The sequence below is a fragment of the Ochrobactrum sp. EDr1-4 genome (assembly GCF_049199085.1).
Lineage (GTDB): Bacteria > Pseudomonadota > Alphaproteobacteria > Rhizobiales > Rhizobiaceae > Brucella.
The window spans coordinates 331,425-357,812 of the sequence record NZ_JBLZOF010000001.1; the positions used below are offsets into that span (position 1 = coordinate 331,425).

The window sequence follows — 26,388 nt, forward strand, 5'->3', positions numbered from 1 at the left end:
GCCGTTTAAGAAACAAATCTGAATACGCGGTCGCAGGCCCACTCCCCCAATCGACCGCAGAGTGGATATATTGCACGATGTTCGATTCTCGTGAAAAAATTGCGCTATTTATTGACGGTGCAAATTTATACGCTGCTTCAAAGACACTCGGTTTCGATATTGATTACCGCAAACTTTTGAAAGCATTCCAGAAACGCGGTTATCTGCTTCGTGCTTATTATTATACCGCTCTGGTTGAGGATCAGGAATATTCGTCGATTCGTCCGCTCATCGACTGGCTTGATTACAACGGCTATAAGGTCGTTACCAAAGCAGCAAAAGAATTTACGGACTCTACGGGGCGCCGCAAGGTGAAGGGCAACATGGACATCGAGCTCACCGTCGATGCCATGCAGTTGACCGATACCGTCGATCATTTTGTTATTTTCTCGGGCGATGGTGATTTCCGGTCGCTGGCTGAAGCGCTGCAGCGTAAGGGTCGTAAAGTTTCAGTAGTCTCAACGCTGACCACTCAGCCTGCGATGATCTCTGACGAACTACGCCGCCAGGCTGATCATTTTATCGATCTCGTATCGCTAAAGGCAGAAATTGGTCGCGACCCATCCGAGCGTCCGCAGCAGGCACGTCGTCAGGATGACGATCAAGACGACGACTATTGACGACAATGATTGTACAGTTCATGCAGGGCTATGATTTTTGAACCCTCTCCAAACTGTACAATCTGTCCAAGGCTTCATGCCTTTCTTGAAGAGTGGCGGCGCAAAGAGCCTGAATGGCACAATGCGCCGGTTTCACCGTTTCTCCCCCCGCACGATGACGATGTACAGCTTCTGATTGTAGGCTTGGCTCCCGGTTTACGGGGTGCAAACCGTACAGGGCGTCCTTTTACGGGTGATTATGCAGGCGAGCTTCTTTATAGTACATTATGCGAGTTTGGCTTTGCTACCGGCAAATTTGAAGCCAGACCCGATGATAGTCTAAGGCTCGTCGATGCAGGCATTGTGAATGCCGTGCGATGCGTTCCACCCGAAAACAAACCAGTCGGCAGTGAAATCAACAATTGCCGTCAGTTTTTCAGCCCTCTGCTCACACATTTCAAGAATTTACACGCAGTTGTAACTCTCGGCACCATCGCACACCAGTCAACTGTGCGCGCTATGGGGGCGCCAGTTTCGCGTCATCCTTTCGGACACAACAAAGAGACTGACATTGGTGACCTGCGTATATTTTCGAGTTACCATTGCTCGCGGTACAACACGAATACCGGGAAACTGACCGACCCCATGTTCAGAGATGTTTTCAGAAATGTCCGTGCATATCTGAATAAAAAAAGCGCCTGAAGGCGCTTTTTTCAAATCAGCTTATCAGCCGCGATCCCGTAACAAACGTGACTTCTCGCGATTCCAATCGCGCTGTTTTTCAGTTTCGCGCTTGTCATGATTTTTCTTACCGCGCGCAACACCGATTTCGAGTTTTGCCCGACCCCGATCATTGAAATACAATTTCAATGGAACAACGGTCATGCCTTCGCGGGACACGGACTGGAAAATCCGCGACATTTCACGCCGACTGATCAGAAGCTTTCGCAAGCGTCGCGGCTCGTGATTAAACCGATTTCCCTGCGTATATTCCGGAATGTATGAATTAATCAGCCAGAACTCGCCATTCTCAAAGCTAGCATAGCTTTCAGCAATATTGGCCTGATTGGCACGCAGCGATTTAACTTCAGTGCCTGTCAAAACCAGACCGGCCTCAAGCGTATCGGTAATCTCAAAATTGTAGCGCGCTTTGCGGTTTTCAGCGACCATCTTGCGTGCAGGAGAGTTTTTCGGCTTGTTCATAATGGCACCATATAATGCGCATTGCCGGAAATGAAAACGCTCTCGCACATGCGAGAGCGTAAAAATCAATCAACCGGGCAAAATTATCAGCCTCAATTCACGAGACCAGCGTGTTTCATAGCTTCGTCAATCTTTTGAGCCGTAGCTGCTTCGATTGTAACCATCGGAGAACGCAGAACGTTTTGAACGCGACCAACGCGTGACAAGGCATATTTTGGACCAGACGGATTCGGTTCAATGAACAGTGCCTTGTGCAGCGGCATCAGGCGATCTTGCAATTCCAGCGCCTTTGCATAATCGCCAGCCTGGCAAGCATCCTGAAACTCCGCGCAAAGACGTGGCGCAATATTGGAGGTCACGGAGATACAGCCAACGCCGCCATGCGCGTTGAAACCAAGCGCTGTCGCGTCTTCTCCGGACAACTGGATGAAGTCCTTGCCACATGTCAGACGCTGTTCAGAAACGCGTTCGATTTTGCCTGTCGCATCCTTCACGCCAATAATGTTCTTGTGATCTCGCACAAGCGCACCCATAGTTTCTGGAGACATATCGACAATCGAGCGACCCGGAATATTATAAATGATGAGCGGGATGGATATCGAGCGCGCTACCTGAGAGAAATGCTCGTATAGGCCACGCTGGTTTGGCTTATTATAATAAGGTGTCACGACCAGAACGGCATCAGCACCGGCCTTTTCAGCATGCTGGGCAAGCTCAATTGCTTCAACGGTATTATTCGAGCCTGCCCCTGCAATAACCGGCACACGGCCAGCTGCAACCTCAATGCAAACCTCAATAACGCGCTTATGCTCATCATGGGAAAGAGTTGGCGTTTCGCCGGTGGTGCCGACAGGAACCAGGCCTTTGGTGCCTTCTTCAATCTGCCAGTTCACGAAGTCACGAAAGGCTTTCTCGTCGAACGCTCCTTCACTATCGAATGGCGTGACAAGTGCAGTAATCGAGCCTTTCAGCATCAGTGAACTCCTGAGAAATAGAGACGATCCTCACGTTGTAATCCTGACATAAAAACATATCAGAATGGCCGTAAGGCGATGCACCATAGTCTCGGAGTTGAAATCCGGCAAGCGGGGGGGCGGCGCAAATCTGCTTTCAAATGACAGTTTTAAGAAAAAACTTGGCGGACTTCGCTTGGATGGCTAACCCCGACGCATCGAAGCACAGCATGACAGACAATCTGTCATTCAAGTGAAAATATAACTCTTTATTAACCAATGCTTCACGCATCAGGATCATAGTCTTTGACAGACAAACGCATCCACTGATCAGGCTTATAAAAGCCCGATTTGAAAAATAATTTACTCGCAATAACGCATATTATTCTCGTTAGATCCTGTGTAAGAAAAATTTGGATATGTCATTAAAGCAAAGAATGCTCAGCTCGAGCGGATTGATTATTGCTACCTCGCTTTTTGCGGGACATCTGGGCGCAGCCTATGCGCAATCATCTTTGCCGACCGATATTCCAACTCCGCTTGCGCGCCCATTTGCCCCTTCGGCTTCACATGAATCCCCTATTAATCTGGTCACACCAAGAGCACGACCTGCCACGCCGGACCCGGTTATTACTTCGTCGTTCAGTCGCGTTGAGAACCCTGCAGCAATCAGTGGAACCCTGAAAACGGGTCTTGATGCGCTCTACTCTCGCGATGTCGTTGGCGCGATTGCCTATCGTAACGGCATGACAAAAGGTTCGCTCGACCGCCAAATTTTGACGTGGTCGATAGCAACTTCAGGTGTAAGTGGTGTGCCAAGTTCCGAAATTTCAGCAGCAGCAGCCGAACTTCCTGGCTGGCCCGGAATGAGTGCTTTGCGTCGCAATTCAGAACGTGCACTTTTCAAAGAAGACGCGCCTGCGTCAACGGTTATCGCGACTTTCGGCAATACGCAGCCACAGACTACTGAAGGCATGATTGCACTTGCTCGCGCTCACATGACCAATGGCAACAAAACAAAAGCACATCAGCTGCTGGCGCCATGGTGGGCGAAAGAGCGCCTCTCTGCTGAAGATGAAGCAAGAGTTCTTAAAGAGTTTTCTAGCATTCTGACGCGCGACGATCACCAGCGTCGTCTTTTGCGCTCATTATATAATGATCGTTTACAGTCGGCAAAACTTCTGTCGGGTCCAGCTCAAGCGCAGTCGCTTTACAACGCTTTTACTGCCCTCTCACAAAAATCTCCGAATACTGCCAAGGCTATCGCTGATGTCGATAAGTCATGGCACTCGAACCCTGTCTATACATTCTTGCAGATACGCTATCTGCGCCGTGCCGACCGTTTTGATGACGCCACTGCTCTCATGCTTAAGGCCCCTAAAGATGCTTCGTCTTTGGTTGATCCTGATGCCTGGTGGGTTGAGCGCCGCATTCTCTCGCGCGAACTTCTGGATATAAATAAGCCTCAGCTCGCTTACAGGCTTGTGGCAGCGCATGCCGCAGAATCACCGACAATGGCTGCGGAAGCGGAATTTCATGCCGGTTGGTATGCGCTGCGCTCGCTCAAGCAGCCGAAACTTGCAGCTCCGCATTTCGCAAAAATTGCCGAGATTTCCTCGCGGCCCATTTCTGCATCTCGTGCCTATTATTGGCTTGGTCGTGCGGCCGAAGCTGGTGCAGGTGGCGACGCAACGGGATATTACCGTCGTTCAGCACATTTCGGCACAACTTTCTACGGACAGCTTTCTGCAGCCCGCTTAAACGAAAAAGCACCAGAACTGGCTTATCCAAAGCCTTCAGATGCCGAGCGCATACGCTTTTCGGGCCGCCCTGCAGTGCACGCCATCAGGCGTCTGGAGCAGATTGGCTATGGCAATCGTGCGACAGCACTTTACACGCAACTCTCACAAGAGTTGAACAGCGTTGGAGAGTTGGCACTTCTTGCGGTGATGGCAGAGAAAAACGAAAACCATTATCTCGCATTGCGCATCGGAAAAAATGCCGCATTCCGTGGACTAGATGTCGGAGCGCTGTCGCATCCTGTTGGTGCTATTCCTGCCAATGCGAATATTAGTGGCTCAGGCAAAGCGCTTGCCTATGCAATTGCGCGTCAGGAAAGCGAGTTTAATATCGGTGCTGTTTCAAAAGCTGGCGCACGGGGCTTGCTTCAATTGATGCCAGCAACAGCAAAAAGCGTCGCTACACGCAATGGCATGGCCTATTCAGATCAAAGACTTACGAGTGACGCAGCTTATAATGCAACGCTCGGAGCACATTTCCTTGGCGAACAGCTTGATCGCTTCAACGGCTCTTATGTACTGACCTTTGCGGGCTATAATGCCGGTCCACGCAGAGCGAGTGAATGGGTTGAACGATATGGTGATCCGCGTGGAAAATCGATCGAAGAAGTGGTCGACTGGATCGAGCGTATCCCGTTCTCCGAAACGCGGAATTATGTTCAGCGTGTTATGGAAAACTACGAAGTTTATAAAGCACGCCTGACAGGCAGTGCCGATATCAAAACGGACTTGATTTCAGGGAGACGATAAAGACAGAGTTTAAAAACATCTACGCTGTTTCCAGCAGGACGTTTTAAGCCTGTTTCCTCTTCGGACGCGTAGGCGCCTTTGTCTTCGTCGTGGGCTTCTTCGGCCTCGCCGTACGCTTTGTAGCGCTTGCAGATACAGCTTCGGCCATTTTTCCCGCCTGCCCTACCCAGTCTTCACGCGTCACACGGCCTGAAAAGCCAATGTTACGCTCGATCCACATCGCCTGATCCAGGTTCCATTGCGCTATCTGCGCATAATGAAAAATACCAATCTCGTGAAGCTTGGCTTCAATTGCGTTGCCAATACCGTTAATTGCCGTCAAAGCATCGGGCTTACCGCGCAACGGAGAATCCAACAATTCTGGCTTACCGGTTTCAACTGGAGCGACAACAACCTCTTCGATCGATGCTTCCTCAACCTGCTCCAGAGCGGTAGGACGCTCGTTTATCGTCTCTTCTTCAACTGGTTCAACAGCTACCTCGGCCTGCTTCACCTGAGGCTCATCAGCCACGGCTTCCTTGACTACCGCAACTGGCTCTGGCTTTTCATCCAGTGCGGGTGTCGAAAGCGCTGCCGCAATGACAATATCTTCCTGAATTTTGTCAGCAGATTTTCTGCCTTTAAGCAGGCGACCCAAAATGCAGCCAATTACAAAAGCAACGGCAATGAGTATCGCCAATTGAACAATCAACATCGGCATTAAGGTTTCCTCTTACTCTACGCATCTGCACGCGGATTCAACCACGGCAATCAATAAAACGCTGCGCAATTCACCCAACGGCCACTCACTTAGAAGCCGTCAGCCACCCAACTGCCAATCCAATCACGCCCGACAACAAAAGTACGGGCCAAAACATCTCTGCAAGATAAAGCATTTAAAACTCGCCTGACAATCGATCCGAAGCACTTTCCTTATACACAGGAAAGGCACCGAAGCCTCCGCTGTCAATCAGACAATGCGAAGAAACAGGGGATGAAAGCGTTTAATGAAGCAACACGATCAGAACTTCGCAATATTGGAGTTGGCCAGGGTCAATCCATAAGGCAATGCCCCATTCAATTGAGTGTTTAGGGCATTCAGAGTGCCATCGTCTCTGACTTTTCCTTTAACCGAAAGTGCGGCTTCGGATATTTCAATTTCCGCATCGGTCAGCTTTTTCGCCAGATTAATCGCGAAAAGAACGCGCTGTTCAAACTCTGGCTGCGCACCGCGCGCAAGCGCCATCTGATCATCAACCAGCACGCCTGAGCCTATAGACTCTGCTGCACTCATAATTGCATCGCGCATGGAGTTATCAGGAATATAACCTGACAGGATAATCCCCTCACCGCCTTGCGTTAACTTGAAAACATATGGGCTGGCAGCCTGTAAAACAGTCGTCAGATTAGAAAAATCACCGATACCGCGAAGCTGCTCTAAGGCTTGAACTGCAGCGCGCTGTGATTCGGGATCAGGCGCCATGCCTTTCAGCACGACATCGCGACCATCGACATCGAAACCCGTCCAGACATAAGGCGAAAGCACTTGCGCAGCTCGCGCGCTGATATCGGCTTCGACCCTATCCGCACCAAACCAAAGCGCTAAGGATGTCAGCGCCGCAGTCCATGTCAAAGCTGGCCAGAACCATTTCAGCATAAATCCATATCTCCGATGCAAAATCACGTGCGATTTATAGCACCAAAAGAACTGCCTTGCCCGAAAATGCAAGCGCGTAAGCAACATTCCAAAACTCAAGACAACAAAAAACCCGACAGCGAAGCTGCCGGGTTTCCTGTAACCAATCCGTTAGGATTAGAACGAACGCTGGAAGCGAACCATACCCTGCCAAGCATCATTGCCCTTCTGGACAGAATACTTGTCATCCCACTTTGTGTAGGAAACTTCTGGAGTTACGGTGAAGCCTGGAACCAGTTCGTAAGCTACGTTTGCAGTAGCCGCGAAGGTCTTTGCATCTTCGTAAGCGAGCTGAACGTTGAAGGTAGCCTTGTCGGTTGCCTTGAACTTCGCGCCGCCCCAAACAGCCCAATCGCCGCCCCATGTGCCGTAGAAGCTGTCTACGAGACGGTAGCCATTGCGGTAGTTGCCGTTAACGTCAAACTCGCCACCGACGTATGTGTCGTTGTTCGACTTGTAGCCGCCCATTACCCAAACGGAGAACTGATCGGTTACGTTTACGTCCAAACGAACTTTACCAGCCCATTCTTCGTTAACTGAATCGTAAGCTGCAACACCAACGATCGAACCCCAGCCCTGAGCATACTTCAGGCCACCAACAACATGTGGTGTGTAGTCATCGATAACTACGTCTGTGTCGGAGTCGCCATTGCCACCCTGTTCAAGAGCGATGATAGCAGAGAAGCCATTGCCGCCAGTGAAGGTGTAGCTAATTGCGTTGGTGCGGTAGCCACCAGCAAGGATCACGTCGTCGTTGATGACGTCGCCGAGGTAACCAGGGAAGGTTACGAATGCGGATTCGTCAAGACCAACACGAAGACCGCCGAGCTGAATGTAGCCATAACGCAGTGTTCCAGTCGAACCCGAGTCAGCGCCGTTCTGGTACTGGAAACGAGCTTCGGTGTATGTCTTAAGCGTGCCGAGCTCTGTTTCCGAAGCGGTCGAGAAACGAAGCGAGAAACGTGTCAAGAAATCGTAAGTGTCACGGTTCGAGTTACGAACTGCGCGAACGCCAACAACTTCACCAGCTTCGTCACGAACGTCAACCAGGCCACCGCGACCATAAACGTCGTCGCCGCCCTTGATGTCTGCACGAACGTAGCCGTGGATGCGCAGGCAGGTTTCGGTGCCTGGAATGTAGAAGTAGCCAGCGCCGTATGCATCGCAAACGCGGACGTATTCAACTGCTTCTGGCTCTGGAGCGACGATTGCGTCTGCTGCCTGAGCGCCGGTAGCTGCAACGAGAGCTGCAGCGGAGCCGAGGAGAAGGCTCTTGATGTTCATTTCTGACCTCCAGTCAAAGTTGTAAATGGGTCTGGGCATTCTGATTTGGCTGAAGGACAACCTGTCCCCATCCCCTGATGAAAAAGTCGCCCCGAAGCGCTCCTTCTTCTGGATGTGAAGATACTCGCCAACTTTTTGAGTTCAACAACGAATATCGCGAACCGGCATTAATTGGGAGCTATGCAAGACGGTTGTTGCAGAAATGACACGAAATTGCCCGTATCTAATACAAAAATTAATACTTTATTAGCATTTATGAACACCCGTTAACCCGTCTTAACGATTGAAAACGCGTGTTTTTTGGAATTTCTATGGCACCCGATCGACGAATCCATCAATTGAAACGGATTCTGTCTCAAATCAGGCGCCGAGTTTATCAACACGGGCAAACCTGAGAGATTTGCAGCGAATCCCTGGGCCAAGCTTACGAACTTTCCACGATCGAAACGCTCGACAAAACACCGAGAAAACGGACTTATTCACAAGCCCCTATAGGGTAATGTATGTATTTTCCTGATAAATTTGCACTTAGCAGCTCAAATCACTTGAAAAGATGAAGCGTACCGGCTATCTCGCCCTCATTGGAGAGGTGGCCGAGAGGTCGAAGGCGCTCCCCTGCTAAGGGAGTAGACCCGGAAGGGTTTCGTGGGTTCGAATCCCATCCTCTCCTCCATTATCAAATCATCGAAAATAATCGAGTTTGCTGTTTTGGACGCTGAATAGGGCGCCCGAATTTCGTTTATTTTTGAATTAATTTTTCTGACTTTTTCAGCTTCAAAATTTGCAATTCAATTAACCTATTGAATCAACAATATTTTCTGAATTTCGGTCGATTCTTGACTGGAGGTCAGAAATGAACATCAAGAGCCTTCTCCTCGGCTCCGCTGCAGCTCTCGTTGCAGCTACCGGCGCTCAGGCAGCAGACGCAATCGTCGCTCCAGAGCCAGAAGCAGTTGAATACGTCCGCGTTTGCGATGCATACGGCGCTGGCTACTTCTACATTCCAGGCACCGAAACCTGCCTGCGCATCCACGGCTACGTTCGTGCAGACATCAAGGGCGGCGACGATGTGTATTATCGCGGCGCAGGTGTTTCCGCTGTAGAAGGTGGTGGCTTTAAGTTTACTGATCATGGAAAAGATCGCGACACTTATAGCTTCCTGTCGCGCTTCACTCTACGCACATCGACCGCTTCGGAAACCGAATTTGGTACACTGAAGACCTACACAGAATCCCGCTTCAACTATGCAAACGGTGGCGATTCCGGCACATCGCTGAATTTCGCTTACATTCAGCTCGGCGGCTTCCGCGTTGGTCTTGATGAATCTGCGTTCCTTACATTCCCGGGTTATCTTGGCGACGTTATCAACGATGACGTGATTTCTGCTGGTGGCTACCGCACCAACGCAATCAGCTACACCTTCACTGGTGGCAACGGCTTCTCGGCTATTATTGCTCTTGAGCAAGGCAACAAAGACGACGCCTTCCTCGATTACGGCATCATCGATGACTACACGCCGCATGTTGTTGGTGGTCTGAAGTATGCTCAGGGTTGGGGTTCGATCGCTGGTGTTGCAGCTTACGACGCTCGTAACGAAGAATGGGCCGGTAAAGTTCGCCTCGACGTAAATGTAACTGATCAGTTCTCCGTATGGGTACAGGGCGGCTACAAGTCGAACAACGATATCTATGCTCATTACGACGCTGTTGGCAGCACCAATATCGTTGTTGATGGTGGCAGCTCGACTCTTCGTGGCGTTCGTCTGACCAACAGCTTCTACGGCACTTGGGGTGGCGATTGGGCTGTTTGGGGTGGTGCAAAGTTCGTTGCAACTGAAAAGGCAACATTCAACGTACAGCTCGCTTACGAAGACGCGAAGACCTTCGCAGCTACTGCAAACGTAGCTTACCAGCTCGTTCCAGGCTTCACCATTACTCCAGAAGTTTCCTACACTAAGTGGGATGACAAGAAGTCGGTCCTAAAAGGTCAGGACGCTTGGCAGGGTATGGTTCGCTTCCAGCGTTCGTTCTAATCAGAACAAAACGATATGCCTGACGCCGCGGGGGACCTACGGCGTCAGGTTCTTTTTAATTGTTCACGAACGTAATCGATATGCTTGCTCAAGATGGGGATTTTGTGTGGGCGCGCCTGAGTGAATACGAGAATAGAATGGGGGCAAACAGATCTTTTAGAGGGTCGTAATATGTCTCCACATAAAATTAGCTTACTTATCTTGTGTTTCTGTAATTATTTAATTATGTGTGTTTCCCATAAAAAATATGGGGGCATGCTATGATCGTCGTTGGGGGAACGAAGATCGATAGTGGTGATACATACACACCAGTTATCGATTATAATCTCGAATATACATCCATCAGAAGCCAGAAGCATAGAATTGTAGAACAATTCACTCTGGCAGAGCTGGCTGGTAAGTATATCAACATTCTCTGGGATGATGGGTCACACAAGTATAATGTGAAGTCTTTTCTCGGTGAGATCGATGAAATCCTGAAAGGCATGCGCTTTTCTGGGTTTGATCAAGCGATGCTCGACTCTGTCATTGGTACGCTTCGTGAGCGCGGTAACAGCAATGCAACCATCAATCGTAAGATGGCTGCATTAAGTAAGCTGCTGCGGAAGGCGCACAAAATGGGGGATATCTACAGCCTGCCGGAATTTGTTCGGCAGAAAGAGCGAGCAGGACGCATTCGCTTCTTAGAATATGAAGAAGAAAAGCGTCTCTTTGCTGCGGTTAAGTCACGCTGCGAAGATAGTTATCGTCTTTCAATTTTCCTCGTCGATACCGGCTGTCGCCTCGGCGAAGCTATTGGCCTGACCTGGAATGACATTCAGGAACATCGCACCACTTTTTGGTTCACCAAATCCAACCGAAGCCGGACAGTACCTCTGACAAAACGTGCAAAAAAGGCAACAGTCATTGAGCATGATCGCCTTAAGGGGCCCTTCTCAATGCTCAATCAGGTTCGTTTCCGTCAGATTTGGAACGAAGCCAAAATCGAAGTTGGCCTCGGCACAGATGATCAAGTTGTTCCACATATTTTGCGTCATACCTGCGCGTCGCGTTTGGTCCGTGGCGGAATTGATATTCGTCGTGTGCAGATGTGGCTCGGTCATCAAACTTTGCAGATGACCATGCGCTACGCTCATCTTGCTACACACGATCTTGATTCCTGCGTTAAAGTTCTCGAAGTGCACTGATGCAAGCTGTTGAGTTAAGACGGATTTCGCGAATGTGCGCGAAATCGGGGTGGCCTTTTAAATAAAGTTTTTAGTATCCTCAGAGCACCGCAGCCGGTGGGTTATCTGTACTTCACGAGCGATACAGACAAACAATAAACCCTTTACGACCATATGCATTCATTAATCTACGACACACTGCAGCCTGACGTGCCATCAAATAACTGAGCGATGATATTTCCTAGACTGGCAGTATGGTGAAAGATGACACAAGTTGCTAAGCCTGAGTTATCTTACATCGGGCGCAGATGTGCAAACCTGTTCCATCTAACCGCTTAAGCGGAGCGAGTTTGCCACTTCGGTCCCATCAGACACATTGACCGGAAGCATAATGACATCGCCTCGTCTCACACCACTTGTTGAAAGCCTTCCCTCCACCGTCCCTTTTGTTGGCCCAGAGACTCTCGAATTGCAGCGTGGAAAACCCTTCACTGCTCGAATTGGTGCAAACGAAAGCAGCTTTGGTCCTGCGCCTTCTGTCATTGAAGCAATGAAGCAGGAGGCATCTGAAGTATGGAAATATGGCGACCCAGAGAATTATGCTCTGCGCCACGCGATTGCCGCACATCATGGTGTGAAGCCAGAAAACATTATGCCGGGTGCCGGTGTGGATGCTCTGTTGGGCCTCGTTGTCCGTCAATATGTCCAGCAAGGCGACAAAGTAATCAATTCACTCGGCGGCTATCCGACATTTAACTATCACGTTTCAGGTTTTGGCGGCACTTTGCTAACTGTGCCTTACAATCAGGACAGGCCTGATCTCGATGCACTCATCGAGAAAGCGAAGCAGGAAAATCCGGCTCTGCTCTACATCGCAAACCCCGACAATCCGATGGGTACATGGCACGACGGTTCGGATATTCAGTCATTCATTGAACGACTACCTGAAACTACGATGCTGATTCTCGATGAGGCCTATTGCGAGACCGGCCCCGCTTCTGCGTTTCCGCCATTTGAACTGGCCCGGCCAAACGTCCTTCGGATGCGCACTTTCTCAAAGGCTTACGGGCTTGCGGGCATTCGCGTTGGTTACGTAGTGGGTAATGAGAATGCGATCAGCGCTTTCAACAAAATCCGCGATCATTTTGCAGTTAATCGGATTGCACAAGCGGCCGCTATCGCGGCACTAAAGGATCAGGATTATCTGAACGACGTTGTAGCTAAAATCCACGCGGGCCGTGATCGCATTGCAAAGATCGCAGTGAAACACGGATTAAAGCCAATCCCTTCGGCCACCAATTTCGTGACAATTGATTGCGGTCACGATGGCGCTTTTGCAACCGCTATCCTGAACGGCCTGATTGAACGAGACATTTTCGTCCGCAAGCCCGGCGCGCCAGTTCTTGACCGCTGTATTCGGGTGAGTGTCGGCATCAAGGAGCAATTGGATATGTTTGAAGCAGCACTTCCAGACGCAATCCTCGATGCGCAAAAAAGCCTATAGCAAATTTAAAACCATTCCAACGCACGTTCTGAATTACTGCGGAGATTATTATGTCAAACCAACTCAACGCCCAGACACGTAATCCGGTGTTCGGTACGCTTGCAGGCCTGTGTGGTGGACTGGCTATTGCTGCTTATGCAGGAGCCGCACACGGCGGTGAAAACCACTTGAGTGCCATAGCCCCCCTTTTGCTTGGCCATGCCCCTGCTCTCTTAGTTCTGTCATTGATTGTCCCCAATAGCCGCGTGGCAAGCATTGGCGGCGCCATACTCCTCGCAGGACTGGCACTGTTTTGCGGAGACCTCTTCATGCGCGACATGGCCGGAAGCAGACTATTTCCAATGGCAGCACCAACAGGCGGCAGCCTGATGATTCTCGGCTGGCTCATTGTTGGAGTAAGCAGTTGGTTCAAACGAAGCTGATTGCTTAAAGTAAACTTACAAAAAAGGCCTTGCAGGTTTGCAAGGCCTTTTCTCTAAAACGGTGTAAGTTCAAACCGACTTATAAGCCGTCCCAGATCTGGTTTATGAATTTCCCTTCAGTCGTGCATTGCAAAGGCTGTAATAACCGCCACCCTTCTGGACCCATTTAAGGCCGCCAAGCGCATTGGCATCTTTCGCCGCATGATACTGCTCAAGGCAAGTGTGCATGCGAGCCTTACCGGGCGATTCGCTGGAGAACTTGGCTGAAACAGCAGTCGGAAACTTCATGCCCTTTGGTGCCGCAACAGTAGGAGCGGCTGGCTCTGAATTGCCATCCGTTGTCAGGGCGACAGCGTCAGCACCTGGACCGCATTCAGCCTTGCGGAAATCATTCCATTTTGCGCCACCGTCAGTACCTGCATCTTTAGCAGCCTGATATTTTGTGCTGCACTGCTTCATTGTCAGGCCTTTGGCAGCATCATCGGCGGCTGGAGCCGCCGCATTTTTGGCAGGCGCAGCAGCCTTCTTTGCAGGAGCCGCAGGCGCTGCCGCAGCATCATCTCCGCACTGCGCCTTACGGAAATCGTTCCACTTTACGTCACCGAGTGTCCCGGCATCCTTGGCCGACTGATACTTCGCGCTACATTCTTTCATGGTCAGCGCACTGGCCTGCGTTGAAAATGCAAAGGCAGATACGCTCAGAATGAATGCGGTCCCAGCCAAAGCTGTAATGGTACGAATAGACATCTCGTCGCTCCCTGTCGGATACGGACTATTGATTACGATACTGATTACTCTATTGCCGCTCGATGCGACCATTCAAAACTCCGGGTCTTCTTTGCCCGTCTTCAAACCTTCCGAACGTCATATTCAGCATCAATATTGATACTCGGCAAGTTGACTGTCAATCACTCGATTAATATTACCATTGTCTACAATACAAAAATTCTAAACGTCATTCTTAGCGCGTTACAACGGCTCATCGAACATAAGTAAACCTACAGTAATTATAATTCTTTGTCTCAATATTATTGCAATAGAGTTAAAATCAGGAATTCGTCACCATGATTAAGAGAGTAATGATATTTGGCGGCGCAGGCTCAGGAAAGTCCACTCTGGCCCGTTCTCTCGGAAAAATAAGCGGTCTCCCGGTCGTTCACATCGATACGATTTACTGGCTACCCAATTGGACAATGCGCCCACGCGAAGAAATAGGACGTTTGACTACGGAAGTCGCAAATCGAGATGAATGGATCTTCGAAGGCAACCATAGTGAAACAATGGCATATCGCGCAGAACGTGCCGATATGCTCATCTTTTTGGATATTTCGACACCGAGACGCCTCTGGAGAATCCTCACCCGAACATTTCGCTATTTCGGAAAGTCACGTCCAGACATGGCCGAAGGATGCAAAGAGCGCTTTGACTGGGAGTTTCTCAAATTCGCAGCAAACTATCGCAAAAATGGCCGCATTCGCGCACTCGCTTTTATGGAAAAGGCTCCGTCGCATCTTTTGAAGCACCATTTGCGTAGCCCGACAGAGGTGAAACAGTTTCTTGCCAAAACCGAATACGAAATAATCCAAAATAATTCGAAGACATAAGCGCGATGAAATCGAAAAACGGCACGCAAAATAACAATATTGCTAGCGGTGCAGGCATACTTACGAAATGCTATATATTCGCCACGTCTCCCAAGACATGACGCTGATCATTGGCATTCAAACAATCAAATCAGCGAAAATATATGCAGATAAGTGCTGGGGTTCGCTCTGGTCGTTTCATCAATTCGTTCAGTTTTTCGCAGCTTTGGAGTTGATCGTGTCAAATAGTGTCTCCCCACTTGTCGATACTACCAGCCTAATCACGCCGGATCGGCATCGCCTTTATGAAGATGCGATTGCAATGCTCATTGGCACCTCATTCATCGCGTTGGGCATAACCCTTTATAGCCAGGCTACACTGATGACTGGCAGCACCGCTGGAATCGCGTTGCTTATCCAGTATGCCACCGGCATCGGCTTTGGCGCGCTCTATTTTGTGATCAATCTGCCGTTCTATTATTTTGCAGCGAAACGGATGGGCTGGGCATTTACGGTCAGAACATTTATCGCGGTTGCTCTTATGTCGCTCTTCGCCAAAATCATACCCATGTGCGTTGATTTCAGCTCAATCAACCCACTGTTTGCAGCACTGATGGGCGGCACACTTATGGGGATGGGTGTTCTCGCCCTTTTCCGCCACCGATCGGGCGTCGGCGGTGTGAACATTCTGGCGCTTTATTTGCAGGATGCCTATGGCATTCGTGCCGGCTGGTTCCAGCTAGCACTCGACGTTATTATTATGCTTGGTTCCCTGTTCTTTATTCCTTGGGAAAACATGCTGCTATCGCTGGCCGGTGCCGTGGCTATGAATGTCATTATCGCGATCAATCATAAACCGGGGCGCTATCTGGGCATAAGTTAAACAAAAAGCCGCCTCACCGGGCGGCTTTTGTTTAAACTTTGAACTAACTCAGTGCTCAGTCATCCATTCGCGAGCACTGCGCAGGGCTGCGGCAAGTTCTGTCTTGCTCATGGTTGCAGCAACCTGATTGCGCATACGCTCGGCTTTCTGATTGCCGCGAATTGCCGCGATATTAAGCCATTTATGTGCTTCGACCACATCAATCTCACAGTCCCGGCCAACGGCATATTTCAATCCCATTTCTAAAAGAATGCGATCCTGCGAACCTGTTTTGCTCTGCTGTGTGACGCTCTGAAACTGTGTCATTTTCTTTGTCCCTGTTAAATCCCGAGAACCGTCCGCTCTTTGTTTCTGAGACTGGCTTTCACCGTACCGGAACTGTCGGATCTGTCGTTCCGTTCATGATGTTGAGATTACGCAACAGAGTTAAAATGCACGTTAAACCAGATGCTTAACAACGCGACAACAAAATCCCAACAAGGAGTAAACTTCGGATTTTGTTAAACATCCAAGCTCAATGAATTGCAGCATTTTTCCAAATTGGCGGATTTTTCATCCACAGCACTTAGAAACCAGATGATAACCATGGTGCAGATTGGCTTCGTTTAGAACATGGATAGCAAGGAATATAACGGCTGCAATTATACCTCTTTCGCTCAACTCCAAATTCGATTACGTTTACGTTTGCGTAAGTTTTCTGCAAGGCAATGTGCCTTGCCGCATTTTGGGAGGAATGCATGATCCGTAATTTTATGATGGGACTGACTGCCGCGGTTGTTCTGACGGCTACCCTCGCTGCACCAGCTTTTGCTGATGAAGCCATTGTTGGCACGTGGAAGCGACCGAACGGCACAATCATCAGCTATGCGGCCTGTGCTGGCGGCAAATATTGCGGCACAGTTCAGACCGGCGAATATAAGGGCAAATCAATCGGCTCTATGGCAGGCAAAGACGGCAGTTATAAAGGCGAGGTCAACAAGCTTGACGAAGGCAAGACGTATACCGGAAAAGCCAGCGTCAAAGGCAACACGCTTTCGCTCTCCGGCTGCGTTATGGGCGGATTGATCTGCAAAAGCGAAAGCCTCACGAGGCAGTAATATTGATAAAAAGGCGGCCTCTCAGCCGCCTTTTTTAATTACCTGGCTTTTTGGCCAAAAAGCACCTTCTGCTCTTCTTCCTTGTTTGCGGAAGCCATTGCGCGCTCGCGCTCTTCTTTTCCAACCACAAGACCACGTTGCACTGCAGGTCGTGCGTTCATGGTTTCATGCCAGCGCTTGAGGTTTGGGAAATCTTCAAGCTTCTGCTCAAAGTTTTTGTAAGCGTTAATCCAGCCTATGCTTGCCATATCAGCGATGGAATATTCACCTGCGATATAGTCTTTGCCTTCAAGCTGACGATCAAGAACCCCGTAAAGGCGATTGACCTCATTGGTATAGCGATCAATGCCATACTGCACCTTCTCCGGTGCATAAATGCGGAAATGTCCAGCTTGACCTGACATCGGCCCAAGCCCACCCATCTGCCACATCAGCCATTCGTCGACGGCTACGCGCTTGCGTTCATCGGCAGGGTAGAATTTGCCGAATTTACGTCCGAGATATTGAAGAATTGCACCCGATTCAAAGACCGAGATCGGCTCGCCGCCCGGACCTTCTGGATCAACAATAGCGGGCATGCGATTGTTCGGTGCGATTTTGAGGAAATCTGGCTGAAACTGATCACCCTTACCGATATTCACATATTTGACCTCATAAGGAACGCCGAGTTCCTCCAGCATAATGCTGACTTTGAAGCCATTCGGTGTCGGCCAATAGTAAAGTTCAATCGGTTTTATCTGCTCGGCCATAGGTCGCATCTCCCGCTTTCTTGGCTTTGTCGATTATTACAATGCGAGCTAACATAAGCGCCGCGAATTGCGACACAAGGGCGAACCGACCAAGTTAATGAAACATCAATATTTTTGAACGCTGCATGAATAAGGCTCTCAGGAACAGTTCAGCAACTCGCCTTAAAATAATATCTTATAACCAAAGACCCATCATAGAGGGAAGTATGCTGCTAAGACGCACAACCATCGTATGCATGATGATCGCTGGCTTTGCGATTGTTGCAGGGCTTTTTGTTGATCGCAAACAACATGTTTATCGGGATCAGCCAATGACTGGAAATGTCACCGTAACGCATCTCGGCAGCAGCCACGCGAAAGCACACATCTAAGGAATGACCGAAAGCTGCGACACAAGTAATCTCATTTAAACAGAGACATGCGCGTGTCATTGATTTTGTTATACTGAGCCATGACACAGCGAATCGAACAGCCATTTCTCAACGAAATTAAAACGCCTCCGTTTATGGAGCCGCAAGTTTTTACCGATGCAGGCGCGGCGGTTGTCGCGCTTCGCAAGCTTTATGATCGCAATACCGCGTTTCTCCGCACTGCTTTTGAGCAGTTGGCAAAGGGAGAAGTCCGACCTCAGCGATATCGCGCTTTTTACCCCGAAATCTGCCTGTCGACATCAAGCTTTGCTCATGTTGATACACGTCTGGCGTTTGGCCATGTCTCCATGCCCGGCGATTATTCGGCAACCATCACGCGACCTGACCTTTTCGAGCACTATTTAAATGAACAAATCCGCCTGTTGATGCGCAATCATGGTGTGACTGTCACGGTGCGGGAATCAGCAACGCCAATTCCGATCCATTTCGCGTTCATGGAAGGCACTTACGTTGAGGCATCAGTTGCCAATGCCTTCACGCATCCGATGCGCGACCTGTTCGATGTACCAGATCTGGCCACAACCAATGACAAGATCGTCAATGCCGATCTTGATCCTTTGCCCGGTGAGCCGATGCCGCTCGCACCTTTTACAGCTCAGCGTGTTGACTATTCGCTGCATCGCCTCTCGCATTACACTGCGACAAGCCCTAAGCATTTTCAAAATTTCGTTCTGTTCACAAATTACCAATTCTATATGGACGAGTTCTGCGCCTATGCGCGCAAGCTGATGGCAGATGGCGGCGGCGGGTATGATAGCTTTGTCGAGCCGGGCAATGCGATAACTCTTGCCGGTGAAACGGCGCCGAGCACCGGAATTGCATTGCAACGCATGCCGCAAATGCCAGCCTATCATCTGCAGCGCAAGGATCATTCCGGCATCACGATGATCAATATTGGTGTGGGTCCGTCCAATGCCAAAACCATAACCGACCATGTTGCCGTGCTGCGTCCACATGCATGGCTGATGCTGGGGCATTGCGCTGGCCTACGTAACAGCCAGCAACTCGGTGATTATGTGTTGGCTCATGCCTATATGCGTGAAGACCATGTCCTTGATGATGATCTTCCTGCATGGGTGCCACTGCCAGCGCTTGCAGAAATTCAGGTCGCTCTTGAAGAAGCTGTTGAAGAGGTCACCGGCCTCGAAGGCTACGATCTCAAGCGCATCATGCGAACAGGCACAGTTGCGACGATCGATAATCGTAACTGGGAACTGCGCGATCAGCGCGGCCCTGTTCAGCGTCTTTCTCAGGCGCGGGCGGTAGCGCTTGACATGGAATCGGCCACGATTGCGGCCAATGGCTTCCGCTTCCGCGTGCCATACGGCACTCTGCTCTGTGTTTCTGATAAGCCATTGCACGGCGAGCTGAAACTGCCCGGCATGGCGACAGAATTCTACAAACGGCAAGTCGCCCAGCATCTACAAATTGGTATTCGTGCGATGGAGAAGATCGCTGCAATGCCAGATGAGCGACTGCATTCACGCAAGCTCAGAAGCTTTTACGAAACGGCTTTCCAATAAAAACAAAGATGCCGGAAGCCCTGCTTTCGGCATCATCATCACGCCGTAATCAGCCGCTATTCGCAAATAATGTCAAAACGCCGCGAAACTCTTGCTTTTATCCTGCTGATCAGTGCTGTTCTGGTATCAGTACCGCTTGTGCTTGGATTCCTTGGATCAGCACATCCGGCGTTCGACTCTTTAGCGCATTTCAGGTCATATCTCGCAATCCTGATGGGATTGCTGGCGCTGCCGCTTTTGTATACAGCAATGCGGCGTGAAGCTTTGATGATCCTGCTGTTTGCGATCCTCGCTTTCAGCACAACACTTGGTGCGGCACGCAATCTGCTGGATGGTTCATCAGCAGCGCGGGCTAATGTGCCAACTGGCGGGGCACGTTATAGTCTTGTGCAAATCAATCTGCGCTATAACAATCCTGAACCCAAGCGCGTCTTGCAAATGGTTGCGCAGGCAAAGCCTGATGTGATCGCTTATCAGGAAGCTGGCTTAGGCTGGGCGATGTGGATCGATATTCTCAAAGGCACCTACCCTTATCACTTTGAATGCCGCAAAGAAGGCAGCAATATGGGCCTGGGTATTTTATCCCGTCGTCCGTTCAGTGAAGGCAGTGCGCAGACATGCCTTGGCGATAACCGCCTTGCAATGACCTCAATTGATTTCAGCGGCACGCCAGTCAATGTTGCATCCTATCATGCTGTGCTTCCATGGCCGTATGGTCAGGCACCGATCATCAATAAGCTGGTGCCGGAATTGCAGAAATTCGACGACCCTTCCGTTATTGCAGGTGATTTCAACGCAACACCCTGGAGCAATGCAGTTCATCAGATAGAAAACGCTTCCGGCACAAAAGCAATGACCGGCATTGGCGGATCATGGCTACAGCAAAGCCTGCCGATGAAACTAGCGGCTTATATAGGCCTCCCAATTGACCAAATTCTCGTAAGTCCTGAAATCGAAGCGCCTGTCGCAGCAACGCTTGAAGAAGTTGGCTCCGATCACCTACCTGTCAGGCTTGAGTTTTCAGTTCCAATGCCTGTTCGGCCAGATGCCGACGAGCCTGAGACACAGTCGGTAATGCTGCAGTAAAAAGGCGGTTTGAAGCCGCCTTTTTCAATCACATATTTACATATGCCGGACTCTCGCCGACATTTTTCTCTACGGCGGACGATGCGGACAAAGTTCCTGTAAACATTACATGTTTACATAAAAGGTCCTTCGCCGACATTTTTCTTTACGGCGGACGAGACGGACACAGTTCCTGTAAACATTACATGTTTACATAAACCGGTCCTTCGCCGCCTTGTGGCGGAACCCAGTTGATATTCTGGTTCGGGTCTTTGATGTCGCAAGTTTTGCAATGCACGCAGTTCTGCGCATTGATCACAAAGCGCACATCCTTAGCCTGCGGATCAGCAGCTGAATTTCCATCAGCATCCACCCACTCGTAAACACCTGCTGGGCAGTAGCGTGTCGATGGACCTGCAAAAACATCATGCTCCGATGTCTGTTGCAGCTTCATGTCGGCAACCTGCAAATGCACTGGCTCGTTTTCGTCGTGATTGGTGTTGGACAAGAACACCGACGACAAACGATCAAAAGTCAAAACGCCATCCGGTTTTGGATAGTCAATCTTCTTGTGCTTTGCTGCTGGCTCAAGGCTCTGCGCATCGGTTTTGCCATGCTTGAGCGTACCAAAGAATGAGAGGCCAAACAGCTGGTTGGTCCACATATCGAGACCACCAAGCGCAACACCAACAACCGTTCCGAGCTTCGACCAGAGCGGCTTGACGTTGCGGACCCGCTTGAGGTCTTTGCCAATGGCGCTGTCGCGCCAGCTGTTCTCAATCTCAATCGGCTCATCATTTGCGCGACCAGCGGCCAATGCCTCTGCGATTTTATCGGCGGCGAGAATGCCCGACAGAACCGCATTGTGGCTGCCCTTGATGCGCGGAACATTGACGAAACCAGCGGAACAGCCGATCAGTGCGCCACCCGGGAAGGACAGCTTCGGCACGGACTGGAATCCGCCTTCGGTGATTGCACGTGCGCCATAAGAAAGGCGCTTACCACCTTCAAACGTATCGCGGATCGCCGGATGCGTCTTGAAACGCTGAAATTCCTCAAATGGCGACAAATATGGGTTCTTGTAGTTGAGATGCAGCACAAAGCCGACCGCAACCATATTGTCTTCAAGGTGATAAAGGAACGAGCCACCGCCGGTCTTCATATCAAGCGGCCAGCCGAATGAATGCTGAACCAGCCCAGCCTTATGCTTGGATGGATCAACCTGCCAGAGTTCCTTGAGGCCAATACCGAACTTGGCCGGCTCACGACCTTCATCAAGTTTGAACTTGGTAATCAGTTCTTTGGCAAGCGAGCCACGCGCACCTTCGCCAATAAGCACATATTTGCCGAGCAAAGCCATGCCGCGCGTATAGTTCGGACCATGCGTGCCATCACGCTCGACGCCCATATCGCCGGTAGCAACACCAATCACTGCGCCTTCATCATTGTAGAGCACTTCGGTGGCAGCAAAGCCCGGATAGATTTCAACACCAAGCTCTTCCGCCTTCGTGCCAAGCCAGCGGCAGACATTGCCAAGCGAAACAATGTAATTGCCATGATTGTTCATCAGTGGCGGCATGGCAAAGTTTGGCAGACGTACTGAACCCGCAGGGCCAAGCAACATGAAGTGATCGGCGGTTACAGGCGTTTTGAAGGGATGCCCCTCCTCTTCACGCCAGCCCGGTAGAAGCTGATCAATACCACTTGGATCGACAACCGCACCTGACAGAATATGCGCGCCGACTTCCCCGCCCTTTTCAAGAACAACGACCGAAAGCTCTGGATTAATTTGTTTGAAACGGATAGCCGCAGCAAGGCCAGCAGGGCCTGCGCCAACAATCACAACATCAAATTCCATGCTCTCGCGTTCGGGAAGCTCAACCACTTCAGACATTCGTGCCTCCGTCATATTTACATTTTCCCCTCACTATTTCAGCGCGGGCAATGCATCCAGTTGTTTTTGCTCATGAACCTATCGCAATTGTCGATAACCAACGACAATGACCAGTCCGTTCCCATATTGGTTCTACCCTCTCGCAGAGTTAGGGACTGTCGCATATGCGTCCAATTGTCCAAAAACCCCGCAAATTCGGCATTATAATATTTACCTTAACGTAAACGTCAATTTTTTTCTCTCTGAAATTTAGATTTGGGCCATTCTGCCGCAACAGGCTTTTTTGCCTGCACAAGATCACTTTAAAGCGGAAAGCGAAGACCTGCTCTTGCATTCAGCGCCAAAATTCGTCACCTCATTTATTGAGGTACAAGAATGAACAATGATCATGAATTGCTGGATATGGAAGGCTTGCTACGCTTTTACGCGGAAGCAGGCATCGACATGCCGCTTTCAGAAACACCCATTGATCGTTTTGCTGCACCAGCACCTACGATGGCACGCATGCAAGACGCGCCTTCTCCTGCTGCACAAAGTTCACGACCAGAGCGCTCGCAACAACCACGCGCAGCGATAGCGCCTTCCCCATCCAGCCGACCCGTTCAGGCAGCGTCAGACGTTCCGGACAATAGCCAGATAGAGCTTGCACGTGCCGCCGCATCGCAAGCCAATTCATTGGAAGAGCTGCGCGAGGCACTCGCCGGTTTCGACGGTTGCAATCTTAAATCAACAGCTAAAAACTTGTGTTTTGCAGATGGCGATCCATCGTCCGACATCATGTTTATTGGTGAAGCTCCGGGGCGAGATGATGACATGGAAGGACTACCTTTCATGGGCAAGCCCGGACAGCTTCTCAATCGCATGATTGAGGCTATCGGTTTCAAACGCGAGAACGTTTACATCGCCAATACAATTGCCTGGAGACCACCGGGCAACCGCGCACCGACACCGCTTGAATCAGAGCTTTGCCGGCCTTTCATTGAGCGACAGATTGAACTTGCCGCTCCTAAGTTGATTGTAGCGCTTGGCGGCCCTGCAAGTAAAACACTGACGGGATCGGGAGAAACCATTTTGCGGCTGCGTGGTAACTGGAACATCCATAGGACCGCATCAGGTGCAGAAATTGCTGTTATGCCAACGCTGCATCCTGAATATCTCTTGCGTATGCCTGCTCAAAAGCGCTTTGCATGGCGCGATTTTCTAGCCGTTAAAATGAAACTGGCAGAGCTAAAAGCTTAGTCTTTTTCATTATGTGGCCAGCGTCTAGCGACGTCTGTCACTAACATGCCGCAAACATACTTTATTCCGCCGCTTGCACTATATCTGTCGTCAACAGTGATTGTTACAGTGTCTGGGGGAGTTTGTTATGGCCGGTCAGCTTTTGCCGATTGCAGCACTGCTAGCGAGCACATTTTTGATGCTGCTTGCCGGTGGACTTGCCGGTATTTTGCTGCCTATTCGTGGCGGTCTTGAAGGCTGGTCCACAACCACAATCGGCTGGATGGGAACGACCTATGCGCTTGCTTTTACCATCGGCTGCATAGTCATCCCTCATTTGGTTAGGCGCGTCGGACATGTGCGCGTTTTCTCAGCCTTGCTGACACTGCTTTCAATCGCGTTGCTACTGCATTCATTGATCGTAAGCCCTTATGCGTGGATGATATTTCGTGGCATCGCCGGATTTTCGCTGGCTGGTTCTTATATGATCATCGAAAGCTGGTTGAATGAGCGTGTTACCAATGAATCGCGCGGCCGCGTCTTCTCAATCTATATGATCATCACCATGCTTGGCCTGATGTGCGGCCAATATATTCTTCCATTTGGCGACGCAACAACGCAGACGCTCTTCATCATCTGCGCAATTATCTACGCCAGCGCTTTGCTGCCGACTGCACTGTCCAGTGCGCAGTCCCCAAATCCGCTGACGCAGGTTAAGCTTGACTTGAAAGGCCTTTATCGTCGCTCCCCTGCGGCGGCAGTTGGATCATTTATTGCTGGGATCGTCGCAGGCACGTGGAGCTTTCTCGCTGCAATTTACGGCGGCATGAACGGGCTTTCGACATTCGGCATTGCGACAATGCTGGCATGCGCCATGATCGGCGGGGTTATTTTTCAGTATCCACTCGGACGTGCTTCTGATGTCGTGGATCGCCGCTACGTAATGGTAGTAGCGGGCGCAATTGGGTTCACCATTTCACTGATTATGCTTATTGCACACCCCACGTCGCCTTATGCACTCTATACGATGATGTTCCTGTTCGGCTCCGTCATCTATCCGATTTATAGCCTCAACGTCGCTCACGCGAATGACTATGCTGATGCGAGCGAATTTGTAAAAGTTTCGAGCGGGTTGCTCATTATTTACGGAGCAGGCAGCGTGATTGGCCCTGCCATATCAGGACCGCTTATGGACCTGATGGGTGCTTCGGGCTTTTTTGTCATCATGGCGGTCGCTTATGCGGTCTATGGACTGCATGCGCTTTGGCGCATCCGTCGCTTCGAGCGCCCAGCGGTCAGCGATCAGAAAACAGAATTCAAAATCTATACGCCGGACGGGCAGCCTACGCCCGAAACCATGCAGCTTGACCCACGTTCAGAAGCAACACCCGGCCAGGCTTGACGTTCACTGTGTTTGCTGTGGTGTATTTGTCTTATGAGGAGCAAGCGCCAACTGATGCTCGCGATAAATAATGTAGCCGCCAGCGCTCATCACAATCGCGCTGCCGAACAGCATTTCCAGTGTTGGAACATCGCCAAAAAAGAAAAAACCGATGCCAAGACCTAGCAGCATTGATGTGTATTCGAAAGGCGCAATGGTGCTCATAGGTGCATGGCGATAGCACTCAGTCAAAAGAATTTGCGCCACGCCTCCAGCGACACCTGCTGCAATCAGCATCGCGAATTGCGGTCCGCTTGGCATAACCCAGCCAAACGGAATACTGACCAGAGAAATAACGGTTGCTGAGATCGAAAAGTAAATAACAACTGTCGATGTTTTTTCTGTCTGAACGAGACGACGCACGAGCATCATTGCAAAAGCGGCCATGATTGCTCCGCCGAGCGCCGCGAGTGCACCCATCGCCTCATTATGTCCCACCTGACCTTCTGCAAACAGCGTCATACGGGGCCATATAATGATCAGAACACCAAAGAGCCCAATCACCACGGCACTCCAGCGATACATTCTGACAACTTCATGCAGAATGACGGCACCCAACACCACAGCAATAAGCGGAGACGCGTAGTTGATTGCGATTGCTTCGGGCAAAGGCAGTTTGGTCAGAGCGTAGAAGCTCAGCGTCATAGCTCCAACGCCCACCATGCCGCGCCAGAAATGGCTGAAACCATGTCGTGTTTGAAGAATACCTGATACCTGACCACGCACTGCAAAATAGACGAGGATGGCTAATACCGCGAAAAATGAACGGAAAAAGATCAATTGCCCAAGGGGAATTCCGTCTGCAGCTTTGAGCAGCGTCGACATGCCGACAAACACAGCAACCGAAGCAACTTTGAGGCTAATGCCAAGCATTGGGTTGTTTTGAAGCAGATCAGGTTCAGCCGTTTCATTCGGCTGAACATTTGCGGAGGCCGCGTCCTGGGGGGACTTCACAACGCAATTCCTTAAACGGGAGATAGGAGACTAAGGCGGGATAGGAACTTCAACACCTCATCCATAGGCCCGTTCTCTATAAAGTACCAGCACGCAAAGGATGTTGCTGGTAAAATTATTTCGC

25 protein-coding genes and 1 tRNA gene are annotated in these 26,388 nt (G+C 50.2%); 16 read left to right on the forward strand and 10 right to left on the reverse strand.

Annotated elements, in window-relative coordinates; translation table 11 throughout:
- The first annotated feature begins 77 nt into the window (after positions 1-77).
- Positions 78-659, forward strand: a complete 582-nt coding sequence (locus ACOZHT_RS01715; RefSeq protein WP_339508196.1) for an NYN domain-containing protein — start codon at positions 78-80, stop codon at positions 657-659.
- Between the two features lie 30 nt (positions 660-689).
- Positions 690-1,340 (forward strand): uracil-DNA glycosylase, encoded by a 651-nt coding sequence (locus ACOZHT_RS01720; protein ID WP_339508195.1) that lies wholly within the window; start codon positions 690-692, stop codon positions 1,338-1,340.
- Between the two features lie 24 nt (positions 1,341-1,364).
- Here ACOZHT_RS01720 and smpB read toward each other — a convergent pair whose 3' ends face one another.
- Both smpB and dapA read right to left on the reverse strand, forming a co-directional pair.
- Complete coding sequence (gene smpB / locus ACOZHT_RS01725; protein WP_310010628.1) at positions 1,365-1,841, reverse strand: SsrA-binding protein SmpB; 477 nt, start codon at positions 1,839-1,841, stop codon at positions 1,365-1,367.
- Between the two features lie 92 nt (positions 1,842-1,933).
- Complete coding sequence (dapA, locus tag ACOZHT_RS01730) at positions 1,934-2,815, reverse strand: 4-hydroxy-tetrahydrodipicolinate synthase (RefSeq protein ID WP_339508194.1); 882 nt, start codon at positions 2,813-2,815, stop codon at positions 1,934-1,936.
- 416 nt (positions 2,816-3,231) lie between these two features.
- Here dapA and ACOZHT_RS01735 point away from each other — a divergent pair, with 416 nt between their 5' ends.
- Positions 3,232-5,343, forward strand: coding sequence for a lytic transglycosylase domain-containing protein (locus tag ACOZHT_RS01735; RefSeq protein WP_421565281.1), 2,112 nt, complete (start codon positions 3,232-3,234; stop codon positions 5,341-5,343).
- A gap of 43 nt (positions 5,344-5,386) precedes the next feature.
- On the opposite strand, the gene ACOZHT_RS01740 is transcribed toward ACOZHT_RS01735, so the two are convergent.
- The 3 genes from ACOZHT_RS01740 to ACOZHT_RS01750 all read right to left on the reverse strand — a co-directional run bounded on the left by ACOZHT_RS01740 (position 5,387) and on the right by ACOZHT_RS01750 (position 8,302).
- Positions 5,387-6,043, reverse strand: coding sequence for an endonuclease (locus ACOZHT_RS01740; protein WP_421565282.1), 657 nt, complete (start codon positions 6,041-6,043; stop codon positions 5,387-5,389).
- A gap of 300 nt (positions 6,044-6,343) precedes the next feature.
- The gene (locus ACOZHT_RS01745) at positions 6,344-6,979 is read right to left on the reverse strand and encodes a BON domain-containing protein (protein ID WP_421565283.1); all 636 of its coding nucleotides are present in this window, start codon (positions 6,977-6,979) and stop codon (positions 6,344-6,346) included.
- Positions 6,980-7,135: 156 nt separating this feature from the next.
- Complete coding sequence (locus ACOZHT_RS01750; protein ID WP_421565284.1) at positions 7,136-8,302, reverse strand: porin; 1,167 nt, start codon at positions 8,300-8,302, stop codon at positions 7,136-7,138.
- A gap of 583 nt (positions 8,303-8,885) precedes the next feature.
- Here ACOZHT_RS01750 and ACOZHT_RS01755 point away from each other — a divergent pair.
- From ACOZHT_RS01755 to ACOZHT_RS01775, 5 genes are all read left to right on the forward strand, one after another.
- Positions 8,886-8,975, forward strand: a tRNA-Ser gene (locus ACOZHT_RS01755).
- 180 nt (positions 8,976-9,155) lie between these two features.
- The gene (locus tag ACOZHT_RS01760; RefSeq protein WP_421565285.1) at positions 9,156-10,334 is read left to right on the forward strand and encodes a porin; all 1,179 of its coding nucleotides are present in this window, start codon (positions 9,156-9,158) and stop codon (positions 10,332-10,334) included.
- Between the two features lie 260 nt (positions 10,335-10,594).
- Positions 10,595-11,521 carry a site-specific integrase gene (locus ACOZHT_RS01765; RefSeq protein ID WP_339508183.1) on the forward strand — a complete coding sequence of 309 codons (927 nt, stop codon included), beginning with the start codon at positions 10,595-10,597 and terminating at the stop codon, positions 11,519-11,521.
- 370 nt (positions 11,522-11,891) lie between these two features.
- Entirely contained in the window at positions 11,892-13,004 is a 1,113-nt protein-coding gene (locus tag ACOZHT_RS01770) for a pyridoxal phosphate-dependent aminotransferase (protein WP_339508182.1), read from the forward strand.
- 50 nt (positions 13,005-13,054) lie between these two features.
- Positions 13,055-13,426, forward strand: coding sequence for a DUF423 domain-containing protein (locus ACOZHT_RS01775; RefSeq protein ID WP_339508180.1), 372 nt, complete (start codon positions 13,055-13,057; stop codon positions 13,424-13,426).
- A gap of 102 nt (positions 13,427-13,528) precedes the next feature.
- On the opposite strand, the gene ACOZHT_RS01780 is transcribed toward ACOZHT_RS01775, so the two are convergent.
- A complete protein-coding gene (locus ACOZHT_RS01780) occupies positions 13,529-14,173 on the reverse strand; it encodes an antifreeze protein (RefSeq protein WP_421565286.1) in 645 nt (214 codons plus the stop codon).
- Positions 14,174-14,490: 317 nt separating this feature from the next.
- On the opposite strand from ACOZHT_RS01780, the gene ACOZHT_RS01785 reads away from it, so the two are divergent.
- Both ACOZHT_RS01785 and ACOZHT_RS01790 read left to right on the forward strand, forming a co-directional pair.
- A complete protein-coding gene (locus ACOZHT_RS01785; protein ID WP_421565287.1) occupies positions 14,491-15,030 on the forward strand; it encodes a DNA topology modulation protein FlaR in 540 nt (179 codons plus the stop codon).
- A gap of 301 nt (positions 15,031-15,331) precedes the next feature.
- Positions 15,332-15,892, forward strand: coding sequence for a YitT family protein (locus ACOZHT_RS01790; protein ID WP_421565391.1), 561 nt, complete (start codon positions 15,332-15,334; stop codon positions 15,890-15,892).
- Positions 15,893-15,940: 48 nt separating this feature from the next.
- Here ACOZHT_RS01790 and ACOZHT_RS01795 read toward each other — a convergent pair whose 3' ends face one another.
- Positions 15,941-16,198: a sel1 repeat family protein gene (locus ACOZHT_RS01795; protein WP_421565288.1), complete on the reverse strand. Its 258-nt coding sequence runs from the start codon at positions 16,196-16,198 to the stop codon at positions 15,941-15,943.
- Between the two features lie 446 nt (positions 16,199-16,644).
- Here ACOZHT_RS01795 and ACOZHT_RS01800 point away from each other — a divergent pair, with 446 nt between their 5' ends.
- Positions 16,645-16,989 carry a DUF2147 domain-containing protein gene (locus ACOZHT_RS01800; RefSeq protein WP_421565392.1) on the forward strand — a complete coding sequence of 115 codons (345 nt, stop codon included), beginning with the start codon at positions 16,645-16,647 and terminating at the stop codon, positions 16,987-16,989.
- A gap of 38 nt (positions 16,990-17,027) precedes the next feature.
- Here ACOZHT_RS01800 and ACOZHT_RS01805 read toward each other — a convergent pair whose 3' ends face one another.
- Positions 17,028-17,738, reverse strand: coding sequence for a glutathione binding-like protein (locus tag ACOZHT_RS01805; RefSeq protein WP_339508170.1), 711 nt, complete (start codon positions 17,736-17,738; stop codon positions 17,028-17,030).
- A gap of 206 nt (positions 17,739-17,944) precedes the next feature.
- Between ACOZHT_RS01805 and ACOZHT_RS01810 the strand changes: the two genes are divergently transcribed.
- The 3 genes from ACOZHT_RS01810 to ACOZHT_RS01820 all read left to right on the forward strand — a co-directional run bounded on the left by ACOZHT_RS01810 (position 17,945) and on the right by ACOZHT_RS01820 (position 20,778).
- The gene (locus tag ACOZHT_RS01810) at positions 17,945-18,109 is read left to right on the forward strand and encodes a hypothetical protein (RefSeq protein WP_339508168.1); all 165 of its coding nucleotides are present in this window, start codon (positions 17,945-17,947) and stop codon (positions 18,107-18,109) included.
- 80 nt (positions 18,110-18,189) lie between these two features.
- Positions 18,190-19,692: an AMP nucleosidase gene (locus tag ACOZHT_RS01815; protein ID WP_339508166.1), complete on the forward strand. Its 1,503-nt coding sequence runs from the start codon at positions 18,190-18,192 to the stop codon at positions 19,690-19,692.
- Positions 19,693-19,761: 69 nt separating this feature from the next.
- Positions 19,762-20,778, forward strand: coding sequence for an endonuclease/exonuclease/phosphatase family protein (locus ACOZHT_RS01820; protein WP_421565289.1), 1,017 nt, complete (start codon positions 19,762-19,764; stop codon positions 20,776-20,778).
- Between the two features lie 181 nt (positions 20,779-20,959).
- Here ACOZHT_RS01820 and ACOZHT_RS01825 read toward each other — a convergent pair whose 3' ends face one another.
- Positions 20,960-22,651: an electron transfer flavoprotein-ubiquinone oxidoreductase gene (locus tag ACOZHT_RS01825; RefSeq protein WP_339508162.1), complete on the reverse strand. Its 1,692-nt coding sequence runs from the start codon at positions 22,649-22,651 to the stop codon at positions 20,960-20,962.
- Between the two features lie 375 nt (positions 22,652-23,026).
- Here ACOZHT_RS01825 and ACOZHT_RS01830 point away from each other — a divergent pair, with 375 nt between their 5' ends.
- Together ACOZHT_RS01830 and ACOZHT_RS01835 are read left to right on the forward strand one after the other, a co-directional pair.
- Positions 23,027-23,890, forward strand: a complete 864-nt coding sequence (locus ACOZHT_RS01830; protein WP_339508161.1) for a uracil-DNA glycosylase — start codon at positions 23,027-23,029, stop codon at positions 23,888-23,890.
- A 127-nt stretch (positions 23,891-24,017) separates the two neighbouring features.
- A complete protein-coding gene (locus ACOZHT_RS01835; protein WP_339508160.1) occupies positions 24,018-25,271 on the forward strand; it encodes an MFS transporter in 1,254 nt (417 codons plus the stop codon).
- A gap of 3 nt (positions 25,272-25,274) precedes the next feature.
- On the opposite strand, the gene ACOZHT_RS01840 is transcribed toward ACOZHT_RS01835, so the two are convergent.
- Entirely contained in the window at positions 25,275-26,183 is a 909-nt protein-coding gene (locus ACOZHT_RS01840) for a DMT family transporter (protein ID WP_339508903.1), read from the reverse strand.
- Between the last annotated feature and the right edge of the window lie 205 nt (positions 26,184-26,388).